This window comes from Burkholderia sp. BCC1985 (assembly GCF_905339915.1).
GTDB lineage: Bacteria > Pseudomonadota > Gammaproteobacteria > Burkholderiales > Burkholderiaceae > Burkholderia.
Window position 1 is genome coordinate 57,008 of record NZ_CAJPGY010000004.1, and the last position, 23,232, is coordinate 80,239.

A 23,232-nucleotide genomic window follows, 5' to 3' on the forward strand; every position below is an offset into this window, starting at 1 on the left:
TCAGTGCGCGATCGCGACCGGCGCGTTGACCTGCACGGCCGGCGTATCGCCGTCGAACGGCGGCGCGCACTGGAAGCGGTCGATCACACCCGGCTCGAACAGCAGGCAGCAGGTCGAGCCGCCGTACTGGAAATAGCCGATCTCGTCGCCCTTGTCGATCCGCTGCCCCGGCACGACCTCGATCACGCACGACGACACGTCGCCCATCCCGACGAACACCGCGGCGACCGTCCCGATCCCCGGGTCGTCGCAGTCGATCGAGACCACCGCGCGCGCGGCGACGGCCGTCATGTAGCCCTGCGAGTCGTTGAGCCCGGCCGGGTCCGGGCCTTCCGCTTCCGCGACCGAGTAGTAGGTGCCGTCGACCCGGTACGCGTGCGTGACGGTGCCGCGCACCGGCGCGTGCCAGCGGTGATAGTTGTACGCGCTCAGATACGCCTGGTAGAGGTCGCCGCCGACGAAGCGCTCGGCAAGCGGCAGCCGCGCGGGCGTGAAGATGTCGCGCAGCGAATACGGCTGCCCCTTGATCCAGAACCTGTCGCGGATCTTCACGCTGGATTCGGTGTGATACGGCGCGGCCTCGCACGCGCTGACGATCACGTGCGGATCGTCCGGCGCCGCGACCGGCCGCGCACCCGCGCGAAAGCGCCGCGTGAAGAAGTCGTTCCACGAGTCGAAGCCCCAGTACGGCTGGTCCTCGCGATACTGGAACTGCGACAGGCCGACGCGCGTGCGCGCGGCATCGCAGAACCAGCCGTCGGGCGGCGACGTGTCGAGATGCGCGCGCGAATGCGGGCCGCCGAGGAAGTCGCACCACACGTTCAGCACCTGCTTCAGGTGCGCGTTGACCGCCGCGTCGCGAAACACCGCGTGGCCCGACGGCATGCACATCGGCCAGTCGAGAAACGCGTTCAGCGGGCACACGACCAGGCTCGTTTCGCTGAACGGCGGCGTGTAGGTCATCAGGTGGTCGATCACGGTCATCAGTTCGCCGATCGATGCGTAGCCGAGCATGCGGCCCGCTTCGAGCGCCTCGTCGATCGCGCGGGTGAGGCTCATGCGCAGCACCGCGTTGTCGTCGAACAGCCGCGCGAGCGCCTGCACGGCCGGCGTGCGCAGCTGTTCGCCGGCCTGCGCGCGCGCTGCGTTCGCGATGTTCGCGCGGTACCCGGCCATCTGCGATTCCTCGCGGGCCATCCATTCGCCGAGACGGTGACGCGTTGCGGGCGGCGTGCTGCGGTCGATCGGCATGGTCGGCTCCGGAAAGGGTTGCGGTACGAAACGGGGGAGCAAGGCGCTTGCCCGACAGGCGGCACCCGAATTGCTGCGGGTTTCAACGAAGTCTCTTTCAATGAGCCGGGAGGGCACACATGAACGCAGCTTCGAATGCGCGACAGATCCAGGACGCGGCGTCGACCGACGAGCGCCGCGGCAGCGAACAGCGGACCGTCGCACCGACCCGCACGCGGGCGCGCGTGCGCGCGGCGACGTCCCGCGACACGCGGCGAAACGAACGCAGCAGCGGGAACGGGCCGGTGGCGCCGACCCGCAAGGAAGGGGCGGGCGAGCCGCAGTGGGAGGATGACGGCGGCGCGATGCCGCCCGAAGAATGGTCGTGACGGTGTGACGCGCGGCGGCGGGACGCGATGCATTCCTGCCTTCGTTTCCACATTTCGAGTATTATCGAAACATGGAAACGAACCAGACCATCACCGCGCTGGCGGCACTCGCGCATGAGTCGCGCCTCGCCGTCTTTCGCGCGCTCGTGCAGGCCGGCCCGTCGGGCTTGCCGGCCGGCCAAATCGCGACGCTGCTCGACGTGCCGCCGTCGTCGCTGTCGTTTCATCTGAAGGAACTGGCCCATGCGCAGCTCGTCACGAGCCGCCAGGAAGGCCGCTTCGTGTTCTATTGCGCGAACTTCGCGACGATGAACGGGCTGATCGGCTACCTCACCGAGAACTGCTGCGGCGGCAATCCGTGCACGCCGGCGTCCGCCTGTTCGACTTCCTGCTCCGACCAAACCTGAGCATGCATTCACCCGCCCGCCGATGACCACCAACGTCCTGATTCTCTGTACCCACAACTCCGCGCGCAGCGTGCTCGCGGAGGGAATGCTCAACCACTGGGCCGGGAAACTCGGCCGCGACGTGCGCGCCTACAGCGCCGGCAGCGCGCCGAGCGGCCGGCTCAATCCGTTCGCGCTGGATGCGCTCACGCGCGCCGGTGTCGACGTCACCGGATACCGCAGCAAGAGCTGGGACGAATTCGTCGGCGACGGCGCGCCGCACCTGCGCATCGTCATCACGGTATGCGACAGCGCGGCCGCGGAGGCCTGCCCGTACTGGCCCGGCAGCCCGGTGAAAGTGCATTGGGGCTACGCCGATCCGTCGAACGCCGAGGGCGGCGATGCCGGCAAGCGGCTCGCGTTCGAACTGACGCGCGAGGCGCTCGGCTACCGGATGCTGCAACTGCTGGCGCTGCCGCTCGAGCGCATGAGCGATGCCAAACTGCAGGCGGCGTTGACCGCCATCTCGCGAAACTGAGCACTCGCACGGCGGCGCGCGTGAAACGGCGTGCCGCGTGCGTTGCTCCCGCACGGAATTCTCTTCGATGAACACGTCCAACGCGATCCCGCCTCGCCATGCCATTGCGAAGCCCGCGATCAATTTCTTCGAACGCTACCTGACGGTCTGGGTCGCGCTGTGCATCGTCGCCGGCATCGCGCTCGGCCAGATGCTGCCCGGCGTGTTCCAGCAGATCGGCCGCATGGAGTACGCGCAGGTCAATCTGCCGGTCGGGCTGCTGATCTGGGTGATGATCATCCCGATGCTGGTCAAGGTCGACTTCGGGGCGTTGCATGAAGTGCGTCAGCACGTCAAAGGCATCGGCGTCACGCTCGTCGTGAACTGGCTGGTCAAGCCGTTCTCGATGGCGTTTCTCGGCTGGCTGTTCATCCGGCATCTGTTCGCGCCGATGCTGCCGGCGGACCAGCTCGACAGCTACATCGCCGGTTTGATCCTGCTGGCCGCCGCGCCGTGCACGGCGATGGTGTTCGTGTGGAGCCGGCTGACCGGCGGCGATCCGCTGTTCACGCTGTCGCAGGTCGCGCTGAACGACAGCATCATGGTGATCGCGTTCGCGCCGCTGGTCGGGCTGTTGCTGGGGATGTCCGCGATTACCGTGCCGTGGGCGACGCTGCTCACGTCGGTCGTGCTCTACATCGTGATTCCGGTGATCCTCGCGCAGATCTGGCGCAAGGTGTTGCTCGCGAACGGGCAAGCTGCGTTCGACGCCGCGATGACGAAAATCGGCCCGTGGTCGATCGCCGCGCTGCTGGCCACGCTCGTGCTGCTGTTCGCGTTCCAGGGCGAAGCGATCCTGAAGCAGCCGCTGGTGATCGCGCTGCTCGCGGTGCCGATCCTGATCCAGGTGTTCTTCAACGCCGCGCTCGCATACTGGCTCAATCGTGCCGTGGGCGAGAAGCACAACATTGCATGCCCGTCGGCGCTGATCGGCGCGTCCAACTTCTTCGAGCTGGCCGTCGCGGCCGCGATCAGCCTGTTCGGTTTCCATTCCGGCGCGGCGCTCGCGACCGTCGTCGGCGTGCTGATCGAAGTGCCGGTCATGCTGCTGGTGGTGCGCATCGTGAACCGGTCGAAGGGCTGGTACGAGCGCGCTTGAGCAAACCACGGAATCCATCCATGACCGACCGACTGACCGACCTGCCGCAACTCGACGCTGAACTCTTTCGCGTACCGGACGCGAGCCGCTTGCGGCCGGCGTCGCCGTCGACGCATCCGCCGCGTTTCCTGCTGCTTTACGGCTCGCTGCGCGAGCGTTCGTTCAGTCGCCTGCTGGTCGAGGAGGCCGAGCGCCTGCTCACGGCGATGGGCGCCGAGGTGCGCGTGTTCAATCCGAGCGGCCTGCCGCTGCCCGACGATGCGCCCGAAAGTCACCCGAAGGTGGTCGAATTGCGCGAGCTGGTGATGTGGTCGGAGGGGATGGTCTGGTGCTCGCCGGAACGACATGGCGCGATGACCGGCATCATGAAGTCGCAGATCGACTGGATTCCGCTGTCGGTCGGCGCGGTGCGGCCGACGCAGGGCAAGACGCTCGCGGTGATGCAGGTCAGCGGCGGATCGCAGTCGTTCAATGCGGTAAACCAGATGCGCGTGCTCGGACGCTGGATGCGCATGCTGACGATCCCGAACCAGTCGTCGGTGGCCAAGGCGTTCATGGAATTCGACGAAGCGGGGCGGATGAAGCCGTCGGCCTATTTCGATCGCGTCGTCGACGTGATGGAGGAACTGGTCAAGTTCACGCTGCTGACGCGCGACATCGGCCCGTATCTGGTCGACCGGTACAGCGAACGGAAGGAAAGCGCGGAGGCGTTGTCGAAGCGGGTGAATCAGCGGGGGATTTGAACCGTACGGGTACCGCTCATCCAATCGGGAATCGATGTCATGCAACTTCGTTCTGCAGTGTTATCCGACCTGGCCGCGATCGAGGCATTGCTTCGCGCGTCGAACCTGCCGACTGCGGGTGTCGTGGAGCATCTGGAAAACTTCATCGTGCTCGCCGATCCGCCCGCGTTGACCGGATGCGGCGGTATGGAATACCACGGAGACTTCGCGCTGATCCGGTCGATCGCCGTCGCACCGCGCGCGCAAGGGAGCGGCGTCGGCCGCGCGATCGTTGCGCGGCTGATCGCGACGTGCCGCGCACGCTCGGTCCATGCGATCGGGTTGCTGACGACGACCGCGGAGGACTATTTCGCCGGTTTTGGTTTCGTGCGCGTCGCCCGCGAGGATGTACCGCGCGCGTTGCTGGCGTCCAGCCAGTTTCAAGGCGTGTGTCCGGACGCTGCCACTGCCATGTTGTTGGCGTGTTGAGCGGAAATGCTGGAACGCGGGGAGATGGTTCACCTCGGGGCGCCGACCGTCTTTGCACAAATCCGATTACCGCTACCGGCTCATCGTATCGGCTGCCACCAGCGCCGCCACCGGCAACGCGGCAAGACAGCGATCGAGCCGCAGCATGCCGTCCGGCGCCTCGATTTCGCTCCCGCCGTTCAGCCAGTCGATCCACCGCTCGCTCGCGCCGCGCGGCAACACGATCGCGGTATCGCCCCATTCCGCAGGCGCGATGCGCGGCACCCCCGGCACTTCGCCGAGCAACCGGCATGCGAGCCGCGTCACGACGACCACGACCGTCGCCGTCGCATCGCAGCGCGCGAACGCGAGCGCATGCCGCCCGAGCCTGCCGCGCACGCGCAGCGGCACATATGCACCATCCGAGAACGTTGCCGGCCAGCGGGCGCGCAGCGCGAGCATCCGCTCGACAAGTGCGCGCTTCACGCGTGCGTCGGGCCAGTCCCGCAGGTACGCGGCGACCGGTTCGTCGACCCGCTCGGCCGCGAGCTGTGCGAACGGCACGTCGCGCCGGTTGTCCGGATCGACGAGCGAGTGATCCCATGACTCGGTACCTTGATACAGATCGGGCACACCCGGCGACGCGATCCGCAGCGCCGCCTGCGCGAGGCTGTTGACGACACCGGCCGGCGCGATCCGCGCGACGAACCCGTGCAGCCGGTGCACGAAATCGCCCGCGCCATGCGGCGTCAGGATCGCGCGGACGAACCGTTCGCAGTCGCGCTCGTAGTCCGCGTCGGGTGCGAGCCAGTCCGTATGCTGTTTCGCTTCGCGCAGCGCCTTCGTCTGCCAGCGCACCACGCGCTCGGCAAGCGTCGCCAGCCCGTCCGCATCGTCGGGCGCGAGCGCCGGCGGCCAGCAGCCGACGAGCGTCTGGTACAGCAGCGCTTCCGCAGCCGGCCCCGGCGCCCACGCGAGATCGCGATGCGCGCCGCCGCGCCGCGGCTGATTCAGCGCGGACCAGTCGAGCGACACCGCGCGCCACAGGTCCGGCACTTCGCTGAGCACCGCGAGCCGCGCGCGCGCATCTTCGCCGCGCTTGTGATCGTGGGTCGCGGTCGCGACGAGCGTATGCGGAACGGTGCGCGCGCGGCGGCGGTTGCGCGCATGGAACGCCCCGCGCGACAGACTGAAATCGCCCGCATCGGCGCCGACCTCGTTGCGCGACAGCAGCCGGCCGTAGCGATAGTTGGCGGTATCCTCGACGCCCTTCGCGGCGAGCGGCGCGGTGAGCTGCGCGAACGCGACGCGCGCCGCGTGCAGCGCCTCGGCATCCGCACGCGGCGCGCGCAGGCCCGGCAGCCCGAGCCAGCCGGCGACGCGATCGAGCGCGTAGCGGTCGGACGGATCGATCGTCGCGCACGCCGCGTCGTACGCGTGCGCCAGCACGCGACGATCGGCGCCGGTCGGCTCGTTGCCGGGTATCGGGTACATCCGGTACACGGGAAGGTGCACGGCGAGTTCGCCCAGCACGCGATGAATCGCGATCCGGCTGAGGTCGCGCGTCGCGGGTGCCGCGCGCGCAATGCGGTGCAACGCCCGCGCGACGCGTTCGTGCTCGCCGGCGAGCTGCCGCTTCAGCACGCGCCGCTTGCCGTCCACCGCCTCCTGCGCGAACGACCGCGCCGATCCCGACACGGCCGCCCAGTGCGCGGCGAGCGGCGCCGCGCCAGCCGGATCGTGCAGCAGCGCGGCGACGTCGTTCATGAAGTCGTAGCCGGTCGTGCCGTCGACGCGCCAGTCTTCACGCAGCGTCTCGCCCGGCGCGAGGATCTTCTCGACGACGAGATACGGCCGCTCGTCGCGCTGCGCGGCGAGCCGCGCCTGCAGGCGGCGGCAGTACGCGCCCGGGTCGGCGAGGCCGTCGACGTGATCGACGCGCAGGCCGTCGAGGCAGCCGGCCGCATGGAGCGCCAGCGGCAGCGCGTGCACCGCGTCGAACACCGCTTCGTCCTCGACGCGCACGGCCGCGAGGGTCGCGATGTCGAAGAAGCGCCGCCAGTTCAGCTCGTCGGCGGCCGTGCGCCACCACGCGAGCCGGTAGTGCTGGCGTTCGAGCAATCGATGCAGGCACGCGCGCGAGCGTGCGCGGCGCGGATCGGCGCCGCGCAGTATCGCGTCGAACGCATGCGGGCCCTGTGCGGCGGCGTATTCGCGCAGTGCCGTATGCGCGTCCGCGAGGCGCGTGCTGCCGCGCACCGGCGCGGCGGCGAACTGTTCGGCGAGCGCGTTCAGGTCCGCACGGTTGGCGATGCGCAGGATCTCGGCGTAGGTCGCGGCGGCGAGCGGCAGCGTCCTGCCCGGGCATGCGATGAAGAAACGCCCGCTCGACGGCTCGGCGCCGAGCGCGACGTCGCCTGCGGCGAGCGCGTCGCCGTAGGGCGCGCCGAGGCAGGGCAGCAGCACCTTGCCGTGGAGCGTCGCGTCAGGCGGATGCCAGTCGATGTCGAAGTAGCGCGCGTACGGGCTCGCCGGCCCCCATTCGAGCACGTCGTTCCACCAGCCGTTCGATGCGCCGCCGACGCCCATGTGGTTCGGCACGATGTCGGCGATCACGCCGAGGCCGCGCGCGCGCAACGCGTCGATGAGGCGGCGGAAGCCGGCTGCGCCGCCGAGTTCCGCGCTGATCGTGTGATGGTCGACGATGTCGTATCCGTGCAGCGAACCGGGCTCGGCCGTCGTGATCGGCGACAGGTACAGGTGGCTCACACCGAGCCGCGCGAAATAGTCGGCGTGCGCGGCCGCGTCGTCGAACGTGAAGCCGGCGTGCAGTTGCAGTCGCAGGGTCGCGCGCGGTGTCATGTGTCCTTCTCCCGGGCGCGGCGTGCGCGCTCGAGCGCCGCGATGCGTTTGCGTACGTCGGCGTCGAACAGCGCGTCGACCGCGCGCGGCAGCCGGCGCAGCCAGTTCGGATGGCCGCGCGGCGGGCCGGGAAGATTCGGTTGGGCGTCCAGTGCAAGCAGATCCTCGAGCGGCACGATCGCGAGCGGCGACGGGCTGCGCGCGACATACGCGAGGATTGCACCGACGGGTGGCGTGTCGGCAGGCGGTACCGGATCGCCGGGCGGCGCGCAGCCCGCTTGCTGCAACGCGCGCCATAGTGCCGCGCGCTCGGTCGCGCGTTCGGCCCGGGCCGCAGTGAGGGCGAGGTCAGGGGTGGGCGGCGGCGTGTCGCGATTGGCGGGCGCGCCGTGACCGACATCCTTGGCGGGATGCTCGTCACGCAAAGCAGGTTTGTTTCGTTCGTAACGTCCCGCTCCGTGTGCGGCCGCGGCGCGACCGATGTCGTCACCGACATTACGCGCACTCGCGGTGCGTTGCGTTTGGCCACTCCCGTCGTCGGTGCGTGCATCCTCGGAGGCATCTGCATCTGCATCTGCATCTGCATCTGCATCACCTAACCTCCGCCGCCACTCGAGATCGACACCACGCCACCAACCCGCCACGGTCGGCAGGTCGTGCGTCGACGTCATCGCGATCGTGTCGCGATCCCACGCCGACGGCGGCCGAAACGCGCCGTCCGCCTCACGCTCGAACCACAACACGCGCATTCCCGCGATCCCCCGCGCGCCGAGCCGCTCGCGAAACCCGGCCGGCACCGTGCCGAGATCCTCGCCGATCGCGACCGCGCGATGCCGTGCCGCCTCCAGCGCGACCAGCCGCACGAGATCGTCGAGCGGATAGTGCAAGTACGCGCCGTCGCGCGGCGATCCGCCGTCCGGCACGATCCACATCCGCGCGAAGCCGAGCACGTGGTCGATACGGACCCCGCCCGCCCGCGCGAAGGCGGCGCGCAACAGGTCGACGAACGGCGCGAAGCCGGTCGCGCGCAGCGCGGCGGGCGTCCACGTCGTCACGCCCCAGGCCTGGCCGTCCGCATTGAACAGGTCGGGCGGCGCGCCGACCGACACGCCGCGCAGCAGCGTCGTGCCGTGCGCCCACGCGTCGCTGCCCGCGCGATCGGCGCCGACCGCGAGATCGGCGATCAATCCGATCACCATCCCGGCCTCGCGCGCCGCATGCTGTGCGTTGCCGAGCGCGTCCGACGCGCACCATTGCAGGAACGCATGGAACGCGATCGTCTCGGCATGCGCGTGCGCGAACGCGTCGACCTCGGCCGAAGCCGGCATGCGCCACGGCGCGGGCCATTGCCGCCAGTCCGCGCCGATTCCGTGTTCGATGCAGAACGCCTGCAGCGCGTCGAAGCGCGCGTGTGCGTCGAGCGCCGCGCCGCCTGCCGTACGGAATTGCTCGAACGCGTCGCGCAACGGCCCGCCGTTCGCGCGCCACGCATCGAAGCACGCGCGCAAGCGGCGCAGCTTCAGCGGCAGCACGTGCGGCCAGTCGATCAGCGGCGTATCGGGTGCGGCAGTGCCATGTGCCGCCGCGCCATGCATTCGCCGCGCGATATCGGCGCCCGGCACCGCGTCGCAGTCGAGATACGCGACGTTGTGCCAGCGCCGCGACGACGGCGAATACGGGCTGTCGTGCTCGGGCAGTGCCGGATAGCCGGCATGCGTCGGGCTGATCGCGACCGCGTGCGCGCCGTGCCGCGCCGCATGCGCGGCGAGGCCGGCGAGCGCGGTGTAGTCGCCCGCGCCATCGTCGCCCGTGCGGCGCAGGCTGTACAACTGGGCCGCGATGCCCCAGCGGCGCTGCGCACCCGTCACGCCGTCGTCGGCGGTGAACGGCCGCGCACGCGGCGGCGCGATCGCGAGCCCGATGCGTTGCTCGCCGATCTCGAGCGCGTGATAGCCGGGCACCGCGAGCGGCGGCAGTGCGCCGGATTCACCCGCGTCGGCCACGCGAGCGTCGACGTGCTCGCCCGTTTCGAGCGCGATCCGCAAGCGCGCGCCCGGCGGCGCGACGCTGCGCGGGAGCGTCAGCGGCACGCCGGCGTCGCCGGTGACGACCTGCGGCGTTGCGTCCCGGCCATCGGTCAGCGCGGCCGCGCTGTCGACCCGCTCGATCGGCGTGCCGCATGGCCAGCCGAGTGCATCGACGAGCGCGACGAGCGCGTCGTCGCCCACCCGCCGCGCGACGCCGCCCGAGTCGATCCAGTCGGGCGCCAGCCCGGCCGCACGCGCGAGGTCGGCGATCGGCACGTCGGTCGTCATTGTCGTGTGTGCCCGTTCGTGCGGTGATGGAGCGCATCGCGGTTGACCGCACCGTCGCGCCATGCGATGCAGGTGCGCGCGGGCAGCCGCCGCTCGGCCAGCCGGTCGCGCGCGCGCGGCGGCGTCTCGAACACGATCTTGCCGACCGGCAGCATCGGCAGCAGCGCGTCGCGCGAGCCGGGATTGAATGCGAGCGTGAGCGTGCTGCCGTCGCCGAGCCGCCAGCGCGCGACGAGCGCCTCCGCGCTGCCGTCACCGTCGCGGTTGCCGCTGCCGGCGGCGGACAGCAGCTCGACGCCGAGCGCGCGGGCGCCCGGCAGGTGCGGCGTCACGAGCGCCGCGCGCACGGCCAGCGCGCTGCGGTAGAAGCGCCGCCACGCGTCGGCGTCGGGCCACGTGTCCGCACCGGCATGACCGGGCGACGAGCGCATGAACGTGCCGATGTCGTTCGGATCGGGAATCGCGTCGCGATGCGCGGGATCGGCGAACGCGGAAAACGCGGCGAACTCGCGGCGCCGGCCTTCGCGCACCGCGTCGGCGAGCGCGCCGCGATAGTCGGTGAAGAACTGGAACGGCTGCGTGCTGCCGACTTCCTCGCCCATGAACAGCAGCGGCACCTGCGGCGCGAGCAGCATCAGGGCGGTCGCCGCGCGCACCGCGTCGTCGTTCGCGAGCGCGCGCAGCCGCTCGCCGAAGGCGCGGTTGCCGATCTGGTCGTGGTTCTGCAGGAACGTGACGAACGCGGTCGGCGGCAGGTGCGCGCTCGGCTCGCCGCGCGGCGCGCCGTCGTGCAGCGGCGACGGCTCGCCCTGGTACGCGAACCCTTCGCCGAGCGTGCGCGCGAGATGGCGCAGCGGCGCATCGGCGTACGCGCGGTAGTAGCCTTCGCGCTCGCCGGTGAGCAGCACGTGCGCGCTGTTGTGGAAGTCGTCGTTCCACTGCGCGTCGAAACCGCCGGGGCCGAGCAGGTTCGCCCGATTGCGCTCGTCCTCGAGCACCAGATGCACGTGGCGCGCGTCGCCCGCATACGCGCGCACGCGGCGGGCGAGCTCGCGCAGCCATGCATCGTCGTCGATCGCATGCGCGGCGTCGATGCGCAGGCCGTCGAAGCGGAATTCGTCGAGCCAGTACAGCGCGTTGTCGATGAAGAACGCGCTCGTCTGCGCACACGAGAAGTCGATCGCGGGCCCCCAGGCGGTCTGCCGGTCCGCGCGGAAAAATCCCGGTGCATAGCGCGGCAGCAGGTTACCTTCGGGGCCGAAGTGGTTGTAGACGACGTCGAGCAACACCTGCAGCCCGAGCCCGTGCGCGGCGTCGACGAGTGCCTTCAGTTCCTCGGGCCGTCCGTACGACGCAGCGGGCGCGAACGGCAGCACGCCGTCGTAGCCCCAGTTGCGCGCGCCCGGGAACGCATTGACGGGCATCAGCTCGATCGCGGTCACGCCGAGCGCGGCAAGCTCGGCCAGGCGCCGCTCGACGTTCGCATAGCCGCCGCATGCGCCGACGTGCAGTTCGTACAGCACCGTCTCGTGCCACGGCCGCCCGCGCCACGCGTCGTTGCGCCAGCGGTACGCGGCCGGGTCGACGACCTGGCTCGGGCCGTGCACGTCATGCGGCTGGAAGCGCGATGCGGGATCGGGTGCCACGAGACCGTCGTCGAGCAGGAAGCGGTACAGCGTGCCGGGACCGCACGGCGCGACGACCTCGAACCAGCCGTCCCCGGCCGGCAGCATCGCGACGCGCCGTTCGCCGTGCAGTTCGACCGCGGCCGTGCGGCTCGCGGGCGCCCACAACCGGAAGCGCGTGTGTTCCGTGTCGAGGCAGGTCGCGCCGAACGACGACGCGAATGCGTGCGTGCCGGGCGGATGGGCGGTGCGTGACGTCATGGCGGCTCCTCACGAGTGCGGGGCGGGTGGCACGGCCGCGACGGCGATCACGGCCGCGTGCGCGGCGACGTCGAGGCCGGCGTCGGGCCAGCCGCGCGGGCCGCCGTCGGGCGACGCGGTGTCGAGCAGCACGCGATAGTCGAGCACGGGGGCGGGCAGCTTGAACGTGACGACGTGGGCCGACGCATTCAGCATCACGAGCAACGCCTCGGTGCGCCCGGTGCGGCCGGTGCCGACGCGCCGCATCGTCAGCGCGCGACGCTCGCCGTCCTCCCACGCGGGCACGCTCAGCGGGTCGCCGCGCTCGTCGAACCAGTCGATCTCGCGCATGCCCGGCGCACCGTCGCGGTCGCCGGACGGATAGCGCGGCGCCGACATCAGCGGATACATGCGGCGCAGCGCGGCGAGCCGCGACACGAAGCGCGTCATCTGCGCGCCTTCGTCGCTGCGCGCGAGATCCCAGTCGAGCCAGGACAGTTCGTTGTCCTGGCAATATGCGTTGTTGTTGCCGTGCTGCGTCCTGCCGAATTCGTCGCCGGCCACGATCATCGGCGTGCCGAGCGCGGTAAACAGCGTGGCGAGCATCGAGCGGGCGACCCGCGCGCGCAGGTCGCGGATCGACGCGTCGTCGGTGGCGCCTTCGACGCCCCAGTTCGCGCTGCAGTTGTCGCCGTGGCCGTCGTGGTTGTCCTCGCCGTTCGCTTCGTTGTGCTTGTCCGCATACGACACGAGATCGGCGAGCGTGAAGCCGTCGTGCGCGGTGATGAAGTTGACCGACGCCCACGTGCGGCGCCGGTGATGATTGAACAGGTCGGCCGAGCCCGCGAGCCGCGCGGCGAGTTCCGGGCGCTGCCCGGCGTCGCCGCGCCAGAAGCGCCGCACGGTGTCGCGAAAGCGGTCGTTCCATTCGGCGAAGCCGGGCGGGTGGCGGCCCAGCTGATAGCCGCCGGGGCCGAGATCCCACGGCTCGGTGATCAGCTTGCGCTGCGCGAGCAGCGGGTCCTGCCGCAGCGCGTCGAAGAATCCCGCGCCCGGCTCGAAGCCGTGATCCTCGCGGCCGAGCGTCACGCCGAGATCGAAGCGAAAGCCGTCGACGTTGAACGCGCTCGCCCAGTAGCGCAGCGAATCCATCACCATCTGCACGACGCGCGGATGCGACAGGTTCAGCGTGTTGCCGCAGCCGGTCTCGTCGACGTGGTAGCGCGGGTCGTCCGGCCGCAGCCGGTAGTAGCTCGCGTTGTCGAGGCCGCGCCACGACAGCGTCGGGCCGAGCTCGTTGCCTTCGCACGTGTGGTTGTAGACGACGTCGAGCACGACTTCGATGCCGGCCGCGTGCAGCTGCCGGATCGCGATGCGCATCTCGTCGAGCCGCCGCGTCGACAGGTAGGCCGGCTCCGGCGCGAAGAACGCGGCCGTGTCGTAGCCCCAGTAGTTGCGCAGCCCGCGGTTCACGAGCGCACGCTGCTGCAGGAACGCGTGCACCGGCAGCAGCTCGACCGTCGTCACGCCGATCGACAGCAGGTGATCGATGAACGCCGGATGCGCGAGCGACGCGAACGTGCCGCGCTCCGGCGCGCGCAACCCGGCGCGGCGCATCGACGCGCCGCGCACGTGGGTCTCGTAGATCACGGTGCTGCGCCACGGCACGTCGGGGCGCCGGTCCATGCTCCAGTCGAACGCCTCGTCGACCACCACGGCCTTCGGCATCGCGGGCGCCGAGTCGCGGCGATCCATCGACAGGTCCGCGCGGTTCGAATGCACGCGATAGCCGAACAGCGCGTCGGACCAGCGAAAGTGACCGACCAGCTTGCGCGCGTACGGGTCGAGCAGGAGCTTGGTCGGATTGAAGCGATGGCCGTGCTGCGGCTGATACGGGCCGTCCGCGCGAAAGCCGTACACGGTGCCCGGATGCGCGTTCGGCAGGTAGCCGTGCCATACCTCGTCGGTGCATTCGGGCAGGTCGAGGCGCGCGAGCTCCTTGCGGCCGGTCGGGTCGAACACGCACAGCTGGATACGCTGCGCATGCGCGGAAAACACCGCGAAGTTGGTGCCGAGGCCGTCCCAGGCCGCGCCGAGCGGATGGCAGCGGCCGGGTTCGAGACGGGCGGGCAGGGCGGTCGGCATGGGGATCGTCTCCGTGTCGAGGGCGCCGGGTGTCAGGCCGGGCTCAGCCACAGCGTCGCGAGCGGCGGCAGGCGCAAGGTGGCCGACCACGACTCGCCGTGCGCGGGGATCGGCTCCGTCGACACGGTGCCGTCGTTGCCGGCATTCGTGCCGCCGTACACGGCGGCATCGGTGTTCATCAGTTCACGCCACTGCCCGGGCGCGGGCAACCCGACGCGATAGCCGGCACGCGGCACCGGCGTGAAGTTGCAGACCGCGACGACGAGACGCCCGGTGTCGTCGCGGCGCGCGAACGCGAACACGCTGTTGTCGCGATCGTCGCCGATCAGCCACGCGAAGCCGGCCGCATGGCAATCGAGCGCATGCAGCGCCGGTTCGGCCGCGTACGCGCGGTTCAGGTCGCGCACGAGCCGCTGCACGCCGCGATGCGCGGGCGCGTCGAGCAGGTCCCAGTGCGGCGTCGCGTCGTGCGCGAACTCGGCCCATTGCGCGAATTCGCTGCCCATGAACAGCAGCTTCTTGCCCGGATGCGCCCACATGAAACCGAAGTACGCGCGCAGCGTCGCGAGCCGCTGCCACGCGTCGCCGGGCATCTTCGCGGCGAGCGAACCCTTGCCGTGCACGACCTCGTCGTGCGACAGCGGCAGCACGAAGCGCTCGGAGAACGCATACACGAGCCCGAACGTCATCCGGTCGTGGTGATAGCGGCGATGGATCGGATCCTCGCGCAGATACGCGAGCGTGTCGTGCATCCAGCCCATGTTCCACTTGAAGTCGAAGCCGAGCCCGCCTTCCCCGGTCGCCGCGGTGACGCCCGGCCACGCGGTCGATTCCTCCGCGAAGGTGACGATGCCGGGCGGCGCGAGCGTACCGTGCAGCGTGTCGTTCAGCGTGCGCAGGAACGCGACCGCTTCGAGGTTCTCGCGCCCGCCGTGGATGTTCGGCACCCATTCGCCTTCCCTGCGCGAGTAGTCGCGGTACAGCATCGACGCGACCGCGTCGACGCGGATCCCGTCGACGTGGTAGCGGCGCGCCCACGCGAGCGCCGACGCGACGAGGAACGCGCCGACCTCGGTGCGCCCGAGGTTGAACACGCAGGTGTTCCAGTCGGGATGCATGCCCTCGCGCGGATCGGCGTGCTCGTACAGCGCGCTGCCGTCGAACTGTGCGAGGCCGTGCGGATCGTTCGGGAAATGCGCGGGCACCCAGTCGACGATCACGCCGATGCCGGCCGCGTGCGCGCGGTCGACGAAGCGCGCGAAGCCGTCGACCGGCCCGAAGCGCGCCGACGGCGCGAACTGCGCGAGCGGCTGGTAGCCCCACGAGCCGCCGAACGGGTACTCGGAAATCGGCATGAACTCGACGTGCGTGAAGCCCATGCCGCGCACGTACGGGATCAGCCGCTCGGCGAGTTCGTCCCAGGTCGAACTGCGGTCCATTTCCTCGGGCACGCGCTGCCACGATTCCGGATGCACCTCGTAGATCGACCACGGCACCCGAAAGCGGCGCTCCGGATGCGGCCGCGCGTGGATCCAGTTGTCGTCGTGCCATGCGAACGCGTCGAGTGCCGCCGTGTCGGCGACGACCGATGCAGTGCGCGGCGGCGCTTCGGTCGCGCGCGCGCACGGATCGGCCTTGTGCGGCAGCACGCGGCCGTCGCTCGCGCACAGCTCGTACTTGTAGTGCGCGCCGGCGCCGATGTCCGGCACGAACAGTTCCCACACGCCCCACGGGCGCCGCAGCCGCATCGGATGACGGCGGCCGTCCCAGGTGTTGAAGTCGCCGACCACCGATACGCGCTGCGCGTTCGGCGCCCATACCGCGAAGCGCACGCCGTCGATGCCGTCGACGCGCGTGGGCGTTGCCCCGAGGCACTCGAGCACGGCGGCCGGGTCGCCGGCCGCGAACCGCGCGAGCGCCGCGTCGTCGAGCAGCGTGCCGAACGCATACGCGTCGTCGGTCACCTGCCGCGTATCGGGCCACTCGATCGCGAGCCGGTAGTGGCCGTCGCGCGCGATCGTCCCGGCGAAGCAGCCGGCTTCGTCGACGCACGCGAGCGTGCCGAGTTCGTCGCCGTCGGGCGTCACCGCGCGCACGCGCCGCGCGCCGGGCAGCAGCGCGCGCACGACGGTCCGCCCGGCATCCCGGTGCGGGCCGAGGCACGCGAACGGGTCCGGATGGCGCCCGGCGAGCAGCGCATCGATATCGTGGCGGTCGAACAGCGTGTCGGTCATCGGGTGCCTCCGTCGTCGGGTTCGCCGTGCGTGTCGAGCAGGCGTTCGACGAGCGCGGCGAGCCCGCCGACCGGCACGCCGAGCCAGTCGGGGCGGTTCGCGGCTTCGTAGCACAGCTCGTACGACGCCTTGTCGATCAGGAACAGCGCGAGCAGGCGATCGGCATAACGCGGGTCGACGAAGCGTTCGGGCGCCTGCTCGGCGGCCGCGCGATAGCATTCGACGAAGCGGTCGGCGGCGGCCTGCCCGAAGCGGTCGAACAGCGCGCGCTTGCGGCCGGCCGCCTGCGGCGGCGCCTTCTCGATCACGAACTGCGCGGCCGCGCTCACGTACGACAGCGAGCGCAGGAAGCCGGCCACGTCGCGCAGCGGATGCGACTTCGCGCGGCGCCGCTCCAGCGGGCGCGCGGGCTCGCCCTCGAAGTCGATCAGCAGCGCATCGCCCTGCACGTCGAGCACCTGGCCGAGATGGAAATCGCCGTGGATCCGCGTGCATTGCGCGTCGAGGGTGCGCGGCACCAGTTCGCCGAGCGCCCGCACGGCCGCGTCGCGCGACGCGAGCAGTGTGTCGGCCGCGGCCCGCTCGGCGGGGGCCAGCGTATCGAGCCGCGTGCCCAGCACGTCGAGCGCGTGCTCGAACGACGCGATCGCATCGCTGCGCCAGTGATCGACGTGTGCCGGGGTCGCGCGCTCCGGCGCGAACGCCGGGTCGTCGGAGGGCTGCGCGAGCGCGACGTGCAACTGACCGAGCCGCGTGCCGACGATCCCGGCGAACGCCGCGTAGCCGAGCAGCGCGTCCGGTTCCTCGCCGGACTCCGTCGCGTCGCCTTCGTCGACGGCCGGCAGCGCGAGTTCGTCGACCGCACGTCTCAGGAAGTCGAACGAACGCGTCCACGCGTCGCCCTGGTTGTCGACGTAGCGCTGCAGGATCGCGACCGTATGCGGCGTGCCGTCCGGATCGACGTGCACGACTTCGCCGGCGAGCGTCGCGGTGTTCGCATAGCCGATCCGCGTCAGGTGGCGGCTCATCTCCGCTTCCGGATGGATCCCGTGCGCGACCTTGCGCACCAGCTTCAGCACGATCGCATCGCCGATCACGAGTGAGCTGTTGCTCTGCTCGGCCGCGAGCCAGCGCACTTCGGCGTCGTCGCCGGGATCGAGCGCGGCGAGCGCCTGCTCGGGCAGGAAGTCGAGGCGGCCGCCGTCGGAAGTCGGCACCGTCGCGCCGTCGCGCAGCTTGCGCAGCATCCCGCGCGCGAACGACGGCAGCGCGAACGCGTCGGTGAGGTAACCGACGGTATGGCCGCGCCGCACGCGCGCGAGCGCGAGCTGCGCGAACAGCGGCTGCGACGTCTCGCCGCCCCACGCGGCGGCCAGCGGCACGACGTAGCGTTCGACCCCGCCGTCGCTCGCGGATACCCATGCTTCCGCGTACTGGAACGGCTCGTCCGGCATCGGCGTGACGACGTTCAGCCACGCGTCGCCGATCTTGCGGTCCTTCGACGCGAACCAGCGCCGCCGTGCGAGCCACGACGCGAGCGCATCGTGCGCGAGCGCATGCAGCTGGCCGACGTCCGGCCGCGCGTCGCCGCGCCGCATCACGATCGTCACGTACTCGGGCAGCGGCTGCGCGTGCGGCTGCCGCCACGACGGCTCGCGGCCATGCTCGGACAGCACGAACCACAGGAACCCGTACGGCGGGAAGGTGAGGAGATACGGGAGCTGGCCGACCGGCGGAAACGGCGAATCCGACGTCATTTCGATCGGCACGCGGCCCGCGAATTCGGACAGGTCGAGTTCGACGGCCTGCGACGCGCGCGACAGGTTCGCGACGCACAGCACCGTCTCGTGGCCTTCGAGTTCGCGCAGGTAGGCGAGCACCTTGCGGTTCTCCGGGCGCAGGAAGCGGATCGTGCCGCGCCCGAACGACTGCGTCGCGCGGCGCGTCGACAGGATGCGGCGCGTCCAGTTCAGCAACGAATGCGGGTCGCGCGTCTGGGCTTCCACGTTGATCGCGTCGTAGCCGTACAGCGAGCCCATCACGGGTGGCAGCACCAGCAGTTCCGGGTCCGCGCGCGAGAAGCCGCCGTTGCGATCCGACGACCATTGCATCGGCGTGCGCACGCCGTCGCGGTCGCCGAGGTGGATGTTGTCGCCCATCCCGAGCTCGTCGCCGTAGTAGATCACCGGCGTGCCGGGCATCGACAACAGCAGCGAGTTGATCAGTTCGATGCGGCGCCGGTCGCGCTCCATCAGCGGCGCGAGGCGGCGCCGGATGCCGAGATTGATCCGCGCGCGCCGGTCGCTCGCATAGGTCTGCCACAGCAGGTCGCGCTCCGAATCGGTGACCATCTCGAGCGTCAGCTCGTCGTGATTGCGCAGGAACACGGCCCACTGGTTGCTCGGCGCGAGCGCCGGCGTCTGCCGCATGATGTCGACGATCGGGAAGCGGTCCTCGCTCGCGATCGACATGTAGATGCGCGGCATCAGCGGAAAGTGGAACGCCATGTGGCATTCGTCCTCGTTGCCGAAGTATTCCTGCACGTCTTCCGGCCACTGGTTCGCCTCCGCGAGCAGCATCCGGTTCGGGTACTCGGCGTCGATCGTCGCGCGGATCCGCTTCAGGATCGCATGCGTCTCGGGCAGGTTCTCGTTGTTGGTGCCTTCGCGCTCGACCAGGTACGGCACCGCGTCGAGCCGCAGCCCGTCGATGCCGAGATCGAGCCAGAAGCGCATCACCTGGATCACCTCGCGCACCACGGCCGGGTTGTCGAAGTTCAGGTCCGGCTGGTGCGAGTAGAAGCGGTGCCAGTAGTACTGGCCGGCGATCGGGTCGTGGGTCCAGTTCGACGTTTCGGTATCGAGGAAGATGATCCGCGTGCCCGCGTATTTCGTGTCGGTGTCGGACCACACGTAGTAGTCGCGATGCATCGAGCCGGGTTTCGCGCGCCGCGCGCGCTGGAACCACGGGTGCTGGTCCGACGTGTGGTTGATCACCAGCTCGGCGATCACGCGGATGCCGCGTGCGTGCGCTTCGCGAATGAAGCGCCGCACGTCGGCGAGCGTGCCGTAGTCGGGATGCACGTCGCGGTAGTCGGCGATGTCGTAGCCGTCGTCGCGGCGCGGCGACGGGTAGAACGGCAGCAGCCAGATGGTATCGACGCCGAGCTCGGCGATGTAGTCGAGCTTCGCGATCAGGCCGGGGAAGTCGCCGATCCCGTCGTTGTTCGAGTCGTAGAACGACTTCACGTGCACCTGGTAGATGATCGCGTCCTTGTACCACAGCGGATCGTCCGCGCAGAGCGCGGGCGCGCGGCGCCGTGCACGGCGCCGGCGCGGCGTGCCGGCCGGGGCGAGCGACGGGAACTGCGCGCGCCGCACGTCGTCGAGGGAGTCTTCGCGTTTCATCATGCGTGTGCTCCGGAAGGGCCCCGGGCACCGCCCGGGTCGGGCGCCGCCGCTCGCGCGGCACCGGGAGACGGCGCGAGCCGCCAGATCGCATAAGGCCGCACGTGCGGGTCGAGCGACACGTACTGGCGATGCCCGCGCCAGGTTTCGGCGCGCGCGGCGTCCTGTTCGAGCGCGTCGAGCGGTTCGCCGTCGACGAGCCCGAGGCCGCGCCACAGCGACGCATCGAGCATGAAGTTCGTGGCCTGCGGATGCCACGGGTCGAGGCTGATCGCAACCGCGACGACGCTGTCGTGCGCGGGCGTCGCCTTCACGAACACGAGCACCTGGTCGTTGTCCGCGTCGGCGAACGTGAGGCCGAGGTGGGTCTGCAGCGCCGGATGCTCGCGCCGCGCGCGGTTCAGCCGCGCGACCTCGCCGCCGATGTGCACGGCCTTGGCCCAGTCGCGCGCGCGCAGCTCGTATTTCTCCGCGTCCGCGTATTCCTCGCTGTCGGGCAGCGGTGCCGATTCGCCGATCTCGAAGCCCGAGTACAGGCCCCACGAGCCGGCGAGCGTCGCCGCGAGCGCCGCGCGGATCACGAACTGCGAGCGCGGCGCGTTCTGCAGGTGGCGCGGATTGATGTCGGGCGTGTTCACGAAGAAGTTCGGCCGGAAGAACTCGCGCGCGGGGCCGGCGCTCAGCTCGGTCAGGTAGTCGATGAATTCGTGCTTCGTCTCGCGCCACGTGAAGTACGTATACGACTGCGAGAAGCCGATCTTCGCGAGCCGGTACATCATTCCGGGCCGCGTGAACGCCTCCGACAGGAACACGACGTCCGGATACCTGCCGCGCACGTCCGCGATCATCCACGCCCAGAACGGCAGCGGCTTCGTGTGCGGGTTGTCGACGCGGAAGATCCGCACGCCGGCTTCGACCCAGAACAGCACCACGTCGCGCAGCGCGAGCCACAGGTCGGGCAGCGCGTCGGGCGCATAGAAGTCGGGATTCACGATGTCCTGGTAGCGCTTCGGCGGATTTTCCGCATAGCGCAGCGAGCCGTCGGGCCGCCACGCGAACCAGCCCGGATGGGCGGCGAGCCACGGATGGTCGGGCGAGCACTGGATCGCGAAATCCAGCGCGATTTCGAGCCCCTGCGCGCGCGCCGCATCGACCAGCGCGCGGAACGACGCGAGCGTGCCGAGCTGCGGATGCACGGCCGTGTGGCCGCCGTCCGGCGAGCCGATCGCGTACGGGCTGCCGACGTCGTCGGGGCCGGCCTTCAGCGTGTTGTTGCGGCCCTTGCGCGCGCTCGTGCCGATCGGGTGGATCGGCGGGAAATACAGCACGTCGAAGCCCATGTCGCGAATGCGCGGCAGTTGCGCGATCACGTCGTCGAACGTGCCGTGCCGGTGCGGGTCGTTGCTCGCCGAGCGCGGAAACAGCTCGTACCAGCTGGAAAAGCGTGCGGCGCGGCGCTCGACCTCGACCGGGTAGACGGTCTCGTCGTGCGTGACGAACGGCCGGTAGCGCAGCGCCGCGTAGGCGTCGGCGAGCGCGGGTTCGCCGATCAGTGCGAGACGGTGTTCGTGCGACGCGTCGTCGAAGTCGGCCGCCAGCCGTTCCATCTGCCGGACCGCGTGCCGAGCGTCCGGCGCGGCGCGCTTCAGCGCGGTCGCGAGCAGCAGCTGCGCCTCGCGCACCTCCAGCGTCACGTCCTGGCCGGCCGCGCGCTTCTTCGCGATGTCGGTGACGAGCGAGGCCCAGTCGTCGCGCCACGCGATCACGCGGAACGCGTGGCGGCCGAGCCGGTCGAGCGCGATGCGCGCGTGCCAGCGGTCGTTCGGTTCCGCGACGAACGGCACTTCGCGCCAGTCGTCTTCGTCGTCCGCGCGCCACTGCAGCGCGGCCGCGAGATGCGCATGGCCGTCGGTGAAGATCGATGCGTGCACAACCAGCGTTTCGCCGATCACGCGCTTGATCGCGAAGCGGCCGCCGTCGACCGCCGGCTCGACGCGTTCGATCGCGATCCGGTCGGCCGCGAGCGCGGCGGACAGCGCGGCGCGCTCGTCCGCGGCGCCGGCGCGCGTGGTCGCGGGCGGCGCGCGTCGCGCGTCGAGCAGCGCGTAGCCGCCGGGTTCGAGCGTGAACGCGGCCAGCGCGACCGGTGCATGCGTGTGCGTGCCCGCCGGCGTCGCGACCTGCGTGAAGCCGCCCGGCACACCGGGCAGGATCGTCGCGGGATCGACCGGCGCGTCGGCATCGAGAGCGGGATTCAGCGCGATCAGCAGTGCCGTGTCGTCGTGCTCGAGCGACGGGCCCATGCCGCGCAGCAGCGCGGTCGCGGCCGCGCCGGGCGCGCTCAGTTGCGCGATTTCGCCGCGCCCGGCCGCAAGCGGCGTCGCGCGGCGCCACGCATTCGCGTCGGCAATCGCGCCGGACAGGTCGAAGCGCGCGACGTCGAACGCGGCGCGATAGCGCGCGGCGTCCGCATCGCGCACCATCAGCGGCAGCGCGACGCCGCGCTCGAAGCCCATCGGCACGAGCCAGCCGGTGCCGAGCGCAGCCGCGGTCCACAGCGCGCGGTGGTACGCGCGGGCGAGCGTCTCGTCCGGCGCGTCGTGCCAGTCGTCGGCAAGACGCGGGCCGTCGAAGGCGTCGGGAAACGCGATCGGCGAGCCGATGCGGCGCAGCAGCCGGTGCTCGTCCGCAAACCACGGCGAGCGCAGATCCCACCAGCGTACCGACGAGAACACCGCGTCGAAGCCGGCCCCCTCGAGTTGCGCGAGCGCGTCGCGTGCATGGCCGGGCACGCCGGCCAGCACCGCGACGTCCGGGCGCGCGCGCCGCAGCGTCGCGCGCCAGCCGGGCCACCACGCGGCCGGCAGGTGATGCGGCGCGTCGATCAGGAAGCCGGCCGCGCCGGCGTCCGCGAACGCGGCGAGATGCGCGCACCACCACGCGGCGAGCGCGTCGTGCGTCGCGTCGTCGCCGACCCGCGCATGGGCGACGTCGAGTTCATGCGCGCCGCAGCGCGGATCGATCAGCGCGTCGTCGTGCGCACGCTCGGCGTACCAGTCCGGATGCTCGGCGCGCAGCGGATTGTCGCGCGCGATGCGGTCGGGCACGACTTCGAGCAGCACGCGCAGCCCGTGGCCGTGCGCGAGCTGGGCGAGCCGCGAGAAGGTTTCGAGCGCGCCGGCGCGCGTCGCGAACGTCGCGGCCGGCCGGTGGAAGTCGGCGACGTGGCGCGGAAAACCCGCGACGCTGGCGGCCCAGAAGCCGCCGATCAGCACGTGATCGAAGCCCATGCCGGCGATGTGCGCGAACGTGTCGGGCCACGCGTCGAGCGGGCCGACGAGGCGCGCGTCGCAGAAGTAGAGGTGGGGAGCGAAGGGCGGGGTGGCGTTCATGGGATGGCGGGTCCGGGCGGCGGCGAACGGTAACGGCCGTGCGCCGCAACCCGCGTGCCCGCGACGCGGCCCCCGGCGCGGCCCCCGGCGCGGCAACGTGCGGGCGCGATGCCGGGGGCGGCACCCTGTCCTTTTTACATG

14 protein-coding genes are annotated in these 23,232 nt (G+C 70.9%); 6 read left to right on the forward strand and 8 right to left on the reverse strand.

Annotated features, from left to right (window positions below; translation table 11 throughout):
* Nucleotides 1-1,251: a phosphatidylserine decarboxylase family protein gene (locus U4Z31_RS05085; RefSeq protein ID WP_321809629.1), complete on the reverse strand. Its 1,251-nt coding sequence runs from the start codon at nt 1,249-1,251 to the stop codon at nt 1-3.
* 119 nt (nt 1,252-1,370) lie between these two features.
* On the opposite strand from U4Z31_RS05085, the gene U4Z31_RS05090 reads away from it, so the two are divergent.
* From U4Z31_RS05090 to arsN2, 6 genes are all read left to right on the forward strand, one after another.
* A complete protein-coding gene (locus tag U4Z31_RS05090; protein ID WP_321797425.1) occupies nt 1,371-1,619 on the forward strand; it encodes a hypothetical protein in 249 nt (82 codons plus the stop codon).
* Between the two features lie 71 nt (nt 1,620-1,690).
* Nucleotides 1,691-2,026: a metalloregulator ArsR/SmtB family transcription factor gene (locus U4Z31_RS05095; RefSeq protein WP_321809630.1), complete on the forward strand. Its 336-nt coding sequence runs from the start codon at nt 1,691-1,693 to the stop codon at nt 2,024-2,026.
* Between the two features lie 22 nt (nt 2,027-2,048).
* The gene (locus U4Z31_RS05100) at nt 2,049-2,543 is read left to right on the forward strand and encodes an arsenate reductase ArsC (protein ID WP_321809631.1); all 495 of its coding nucleotides are present in this window, start codon (nt 2,049-2,051) and stop codon (nt 2,541-2,543) included.
* 67 nt (nt 2,544-2,610) lie between these two features.
* Entirely contained in the window at nt 2,611-3,681 is a 1,071-nt protein-coding gene (arsB, locus tag U4Z31_RS05105) for an ACR3 family arsenite efflux transporter (protein ID WP_124891846.1), read from the forward strand.
* 20 nt (nt 3,682-3,701) lie between these two features.
* Entirely contained in the window at nt 3,702-4,424 is a 723-nt protein-coding gene (gene arsH, locus U4Z31_RS05110) for an arsenical resistance protein ArsH (RefSeq protein WP_124528718.1), read from the forward strand.
* Between the two features lie 123 nt (nt 4,425-4,547).
* Nucleotides 4,548-4,892, forward strand: a complete 345-nt coding sequence (gene arsN2 / locus U4Z31_RS05115) for an arsenic resistance N-acetyltransferase ArsN2 (RefSeq protein WP_321809632.1) — start codon at nt 4,548-4,550, stop codon at nt 4,890-4,892.
* 72 nt (nt 4,893-4,964) lie between these two features.
* Here the strand turns inward: arsN2 and treY are convergent, their stop codons facing one another.
* The 7 genes from treY to U4Z31_RS05150 are packed head-to-tail and all read right to left on the reverse strand — an operon-like array spanning nt 4,965 to nt 23,091.
* The gene (gene treY / locus U4Z31_RS05120) at nt 4,965-7,733 is read right to left on the reverse strand and encodes a malto-oligosyltrehalose synthase (protein WP_321809633.1); all 2,769 of its coding nucleotides are present in this window, start codon (nt 7,731-7,733) and stop codon (nt 4,965-4,967) included.
* A complete protein-coding gene (gene malQ / locus U4Z31_RS05125) occupies nt 7,730-10,048 on the reverse strand; it encodes a 4-alpha-glucanotransferase (protein ID WP_321809634.1) in 2,319 nt (772 codons plus the stop codon). The genes treY and malQ overlap by 4 nt, the downstream gene beginning before the upstream one ends.
* Nucleotides 10,045-11,934, reverse strand: a complete 1,890-nt coding sequence (treZ, locus tag U4Z31_RS05130; RefSeq protein WP_321809635.1) for a malto-oligosyltrehalose trehalohydrolase — start codon at nt 11,932-11,934, stop codon at nt 10,045-10,047. The genes malQ and treZ overlap by 4 nt, the downstream gene beginning before the upstream one ends.
* 9 nt (nt 11,935-11,943) lie before the next feature.
* A complete protein-coding gene (gene glgX / locus U4Z31_RS05135) occupies nt 11,944-14,058 on the reverse strand; it encodes a glycogen debranching protein GlgX (protein ID WP_321809636.1) in 2,115 nt (704 codons plus the stop codon).
* A 32-nt stretch (nt 14,059-14,090) separates the two neighbouring features.
* Nucleotides 14,091-16,292 (reverse strand): 1,4-alpha-glucan branching protein GlgB, encoded by a 2,202-nt coding sequence (gene glgB, locus U4Z31_RS05140; RefSeq protein WP_321809637.1) that lies wholly within the window; start codon nt 16,290-16,292, stop codon nt 14,091-14,093.
* Complete coding sequence (gene treS / locus U4Z31_RS05145; protein ID WP_124521782.1) at nt 16,289-19,699, reverse strand: maltose alpha-D-glucosyltransferase; 3,411 nt, start codon at nt 19,697-19,699, stop codon at nt 16,289-16,291. The genes glgB and treS overlap by 4 nt, the downstream gene beginning before the upstream one ends.
* On the reverse strand, nt 19,699-23,091 hold the full coding sequence (locus U4Z31_RS05150) for a maltotransferase domain-containing protein (protein WP_321809638.1): 3,393 nt from the start codon (nt 23,089-23,091) through the stop codon (nt 19,699-19,701). The genes treS and U4Z31_RS05150 overlap by 1 nt, the downstream gene beginning before the upstream one ends.
* Nucleotides 23,092-23,232: the final 141 nt, after the last annotated feature.

What these genes read in the sequence shown, in the direction of transcription:
- arsH (WP_124528718.1), top strand. Translation starts at nt 3,702, where the DNA reads ATGACCGACCGACTGACCGACCTGCCGCAACTCGACGCTGAACTCTTT.
- U4Z31_RS05090 (WP_321797425.1), top strand. Translation starts at nt 1,371, where the DNA reads ATGAACGCAGCTTCGAATGCGCGACAGATCCAGGACGCGGCGTCGACC.
- U4Z31_RS05150 (WP_321809638.1), bottom strand. Translation starts at nt 23,091, where the DNA reads ATGAACGCCACCCCGCCCTTCGCTCCCCACCTCTACTTCTGCGACGCG.
- U4Z31_RS05085 (WP_321809629.1), bottom strand. Translation starts at nt 1,251, where the DNA reads ATGCCGATCGACCGCAGCACGCCGCCCGCAACGCGTCACCGTCTCGGC.
- malQ (WP_321809634.1), bottom strand. Translation starts at nt 10,048, where the DNA reads ATGACGACCGACGTGCCGATCGCCGACCTCGCGCGTGCGGCCGGGCTG.
- glgB (WP_321809637.1), bottom strand. Translation starts at nt 16,292, where the DNA reads ATGACCGACACGCTGTTCGACCGCCACGATATCGATGCGCTGCTCGCC.
- arsB (WP_124891846.1), top strand. Translation starts at nt 2,611, where the DNA reads ATGAACACGTCCAACGCGATCCCGCCTCGCCATGCCATTGCGAAGCCC.
- treZ (WP_321809635.1), bottom strand. Translation starts at nt 11,934, where the DNA reads ATGACGTCACGCACCGCCCATCCGCCCGGCACGCACGCATTCGCGTCG.
- U4Z31_RS05100 (WP_321809631.1), top strand. Translation starts at nt 2,049, where the DNA reads ATGACCACCAACGTCCTGATTCTCTGTACCCACAACTCCGCGCGCAGC.
- treS (WP_124521782.1), bottom strand. Translation starts at nt 19,699, where the DNA reads ATGAAACGCGAAGACTCCCTCGACGACGTGCGGCGCGCGCAGTTCCCG.
- U4Z31_RS05095 (WP_321809630.1), top strand. Translation starts at nt 1,691, where the DNA reads ATGGAAACGAACCAGACCATCACCGCGCTGGCGGCACTCGCGCATGAG.
- glgX (WP_321809636.1), bottom strand. Translation starts at nt 14,058, where the DNA reads ATGCCGACCGCCCTGCCCGCCCGTCTCGAACCCGGCCGCTGCCATCCG.
- treY (WP_321809633.1), bottom strand. Translation starts at nt 7,733, where the DNA reads ATGACACCGCGCGCGACCCTGCGACTGCAACTGCACGCCGGCTTCACG.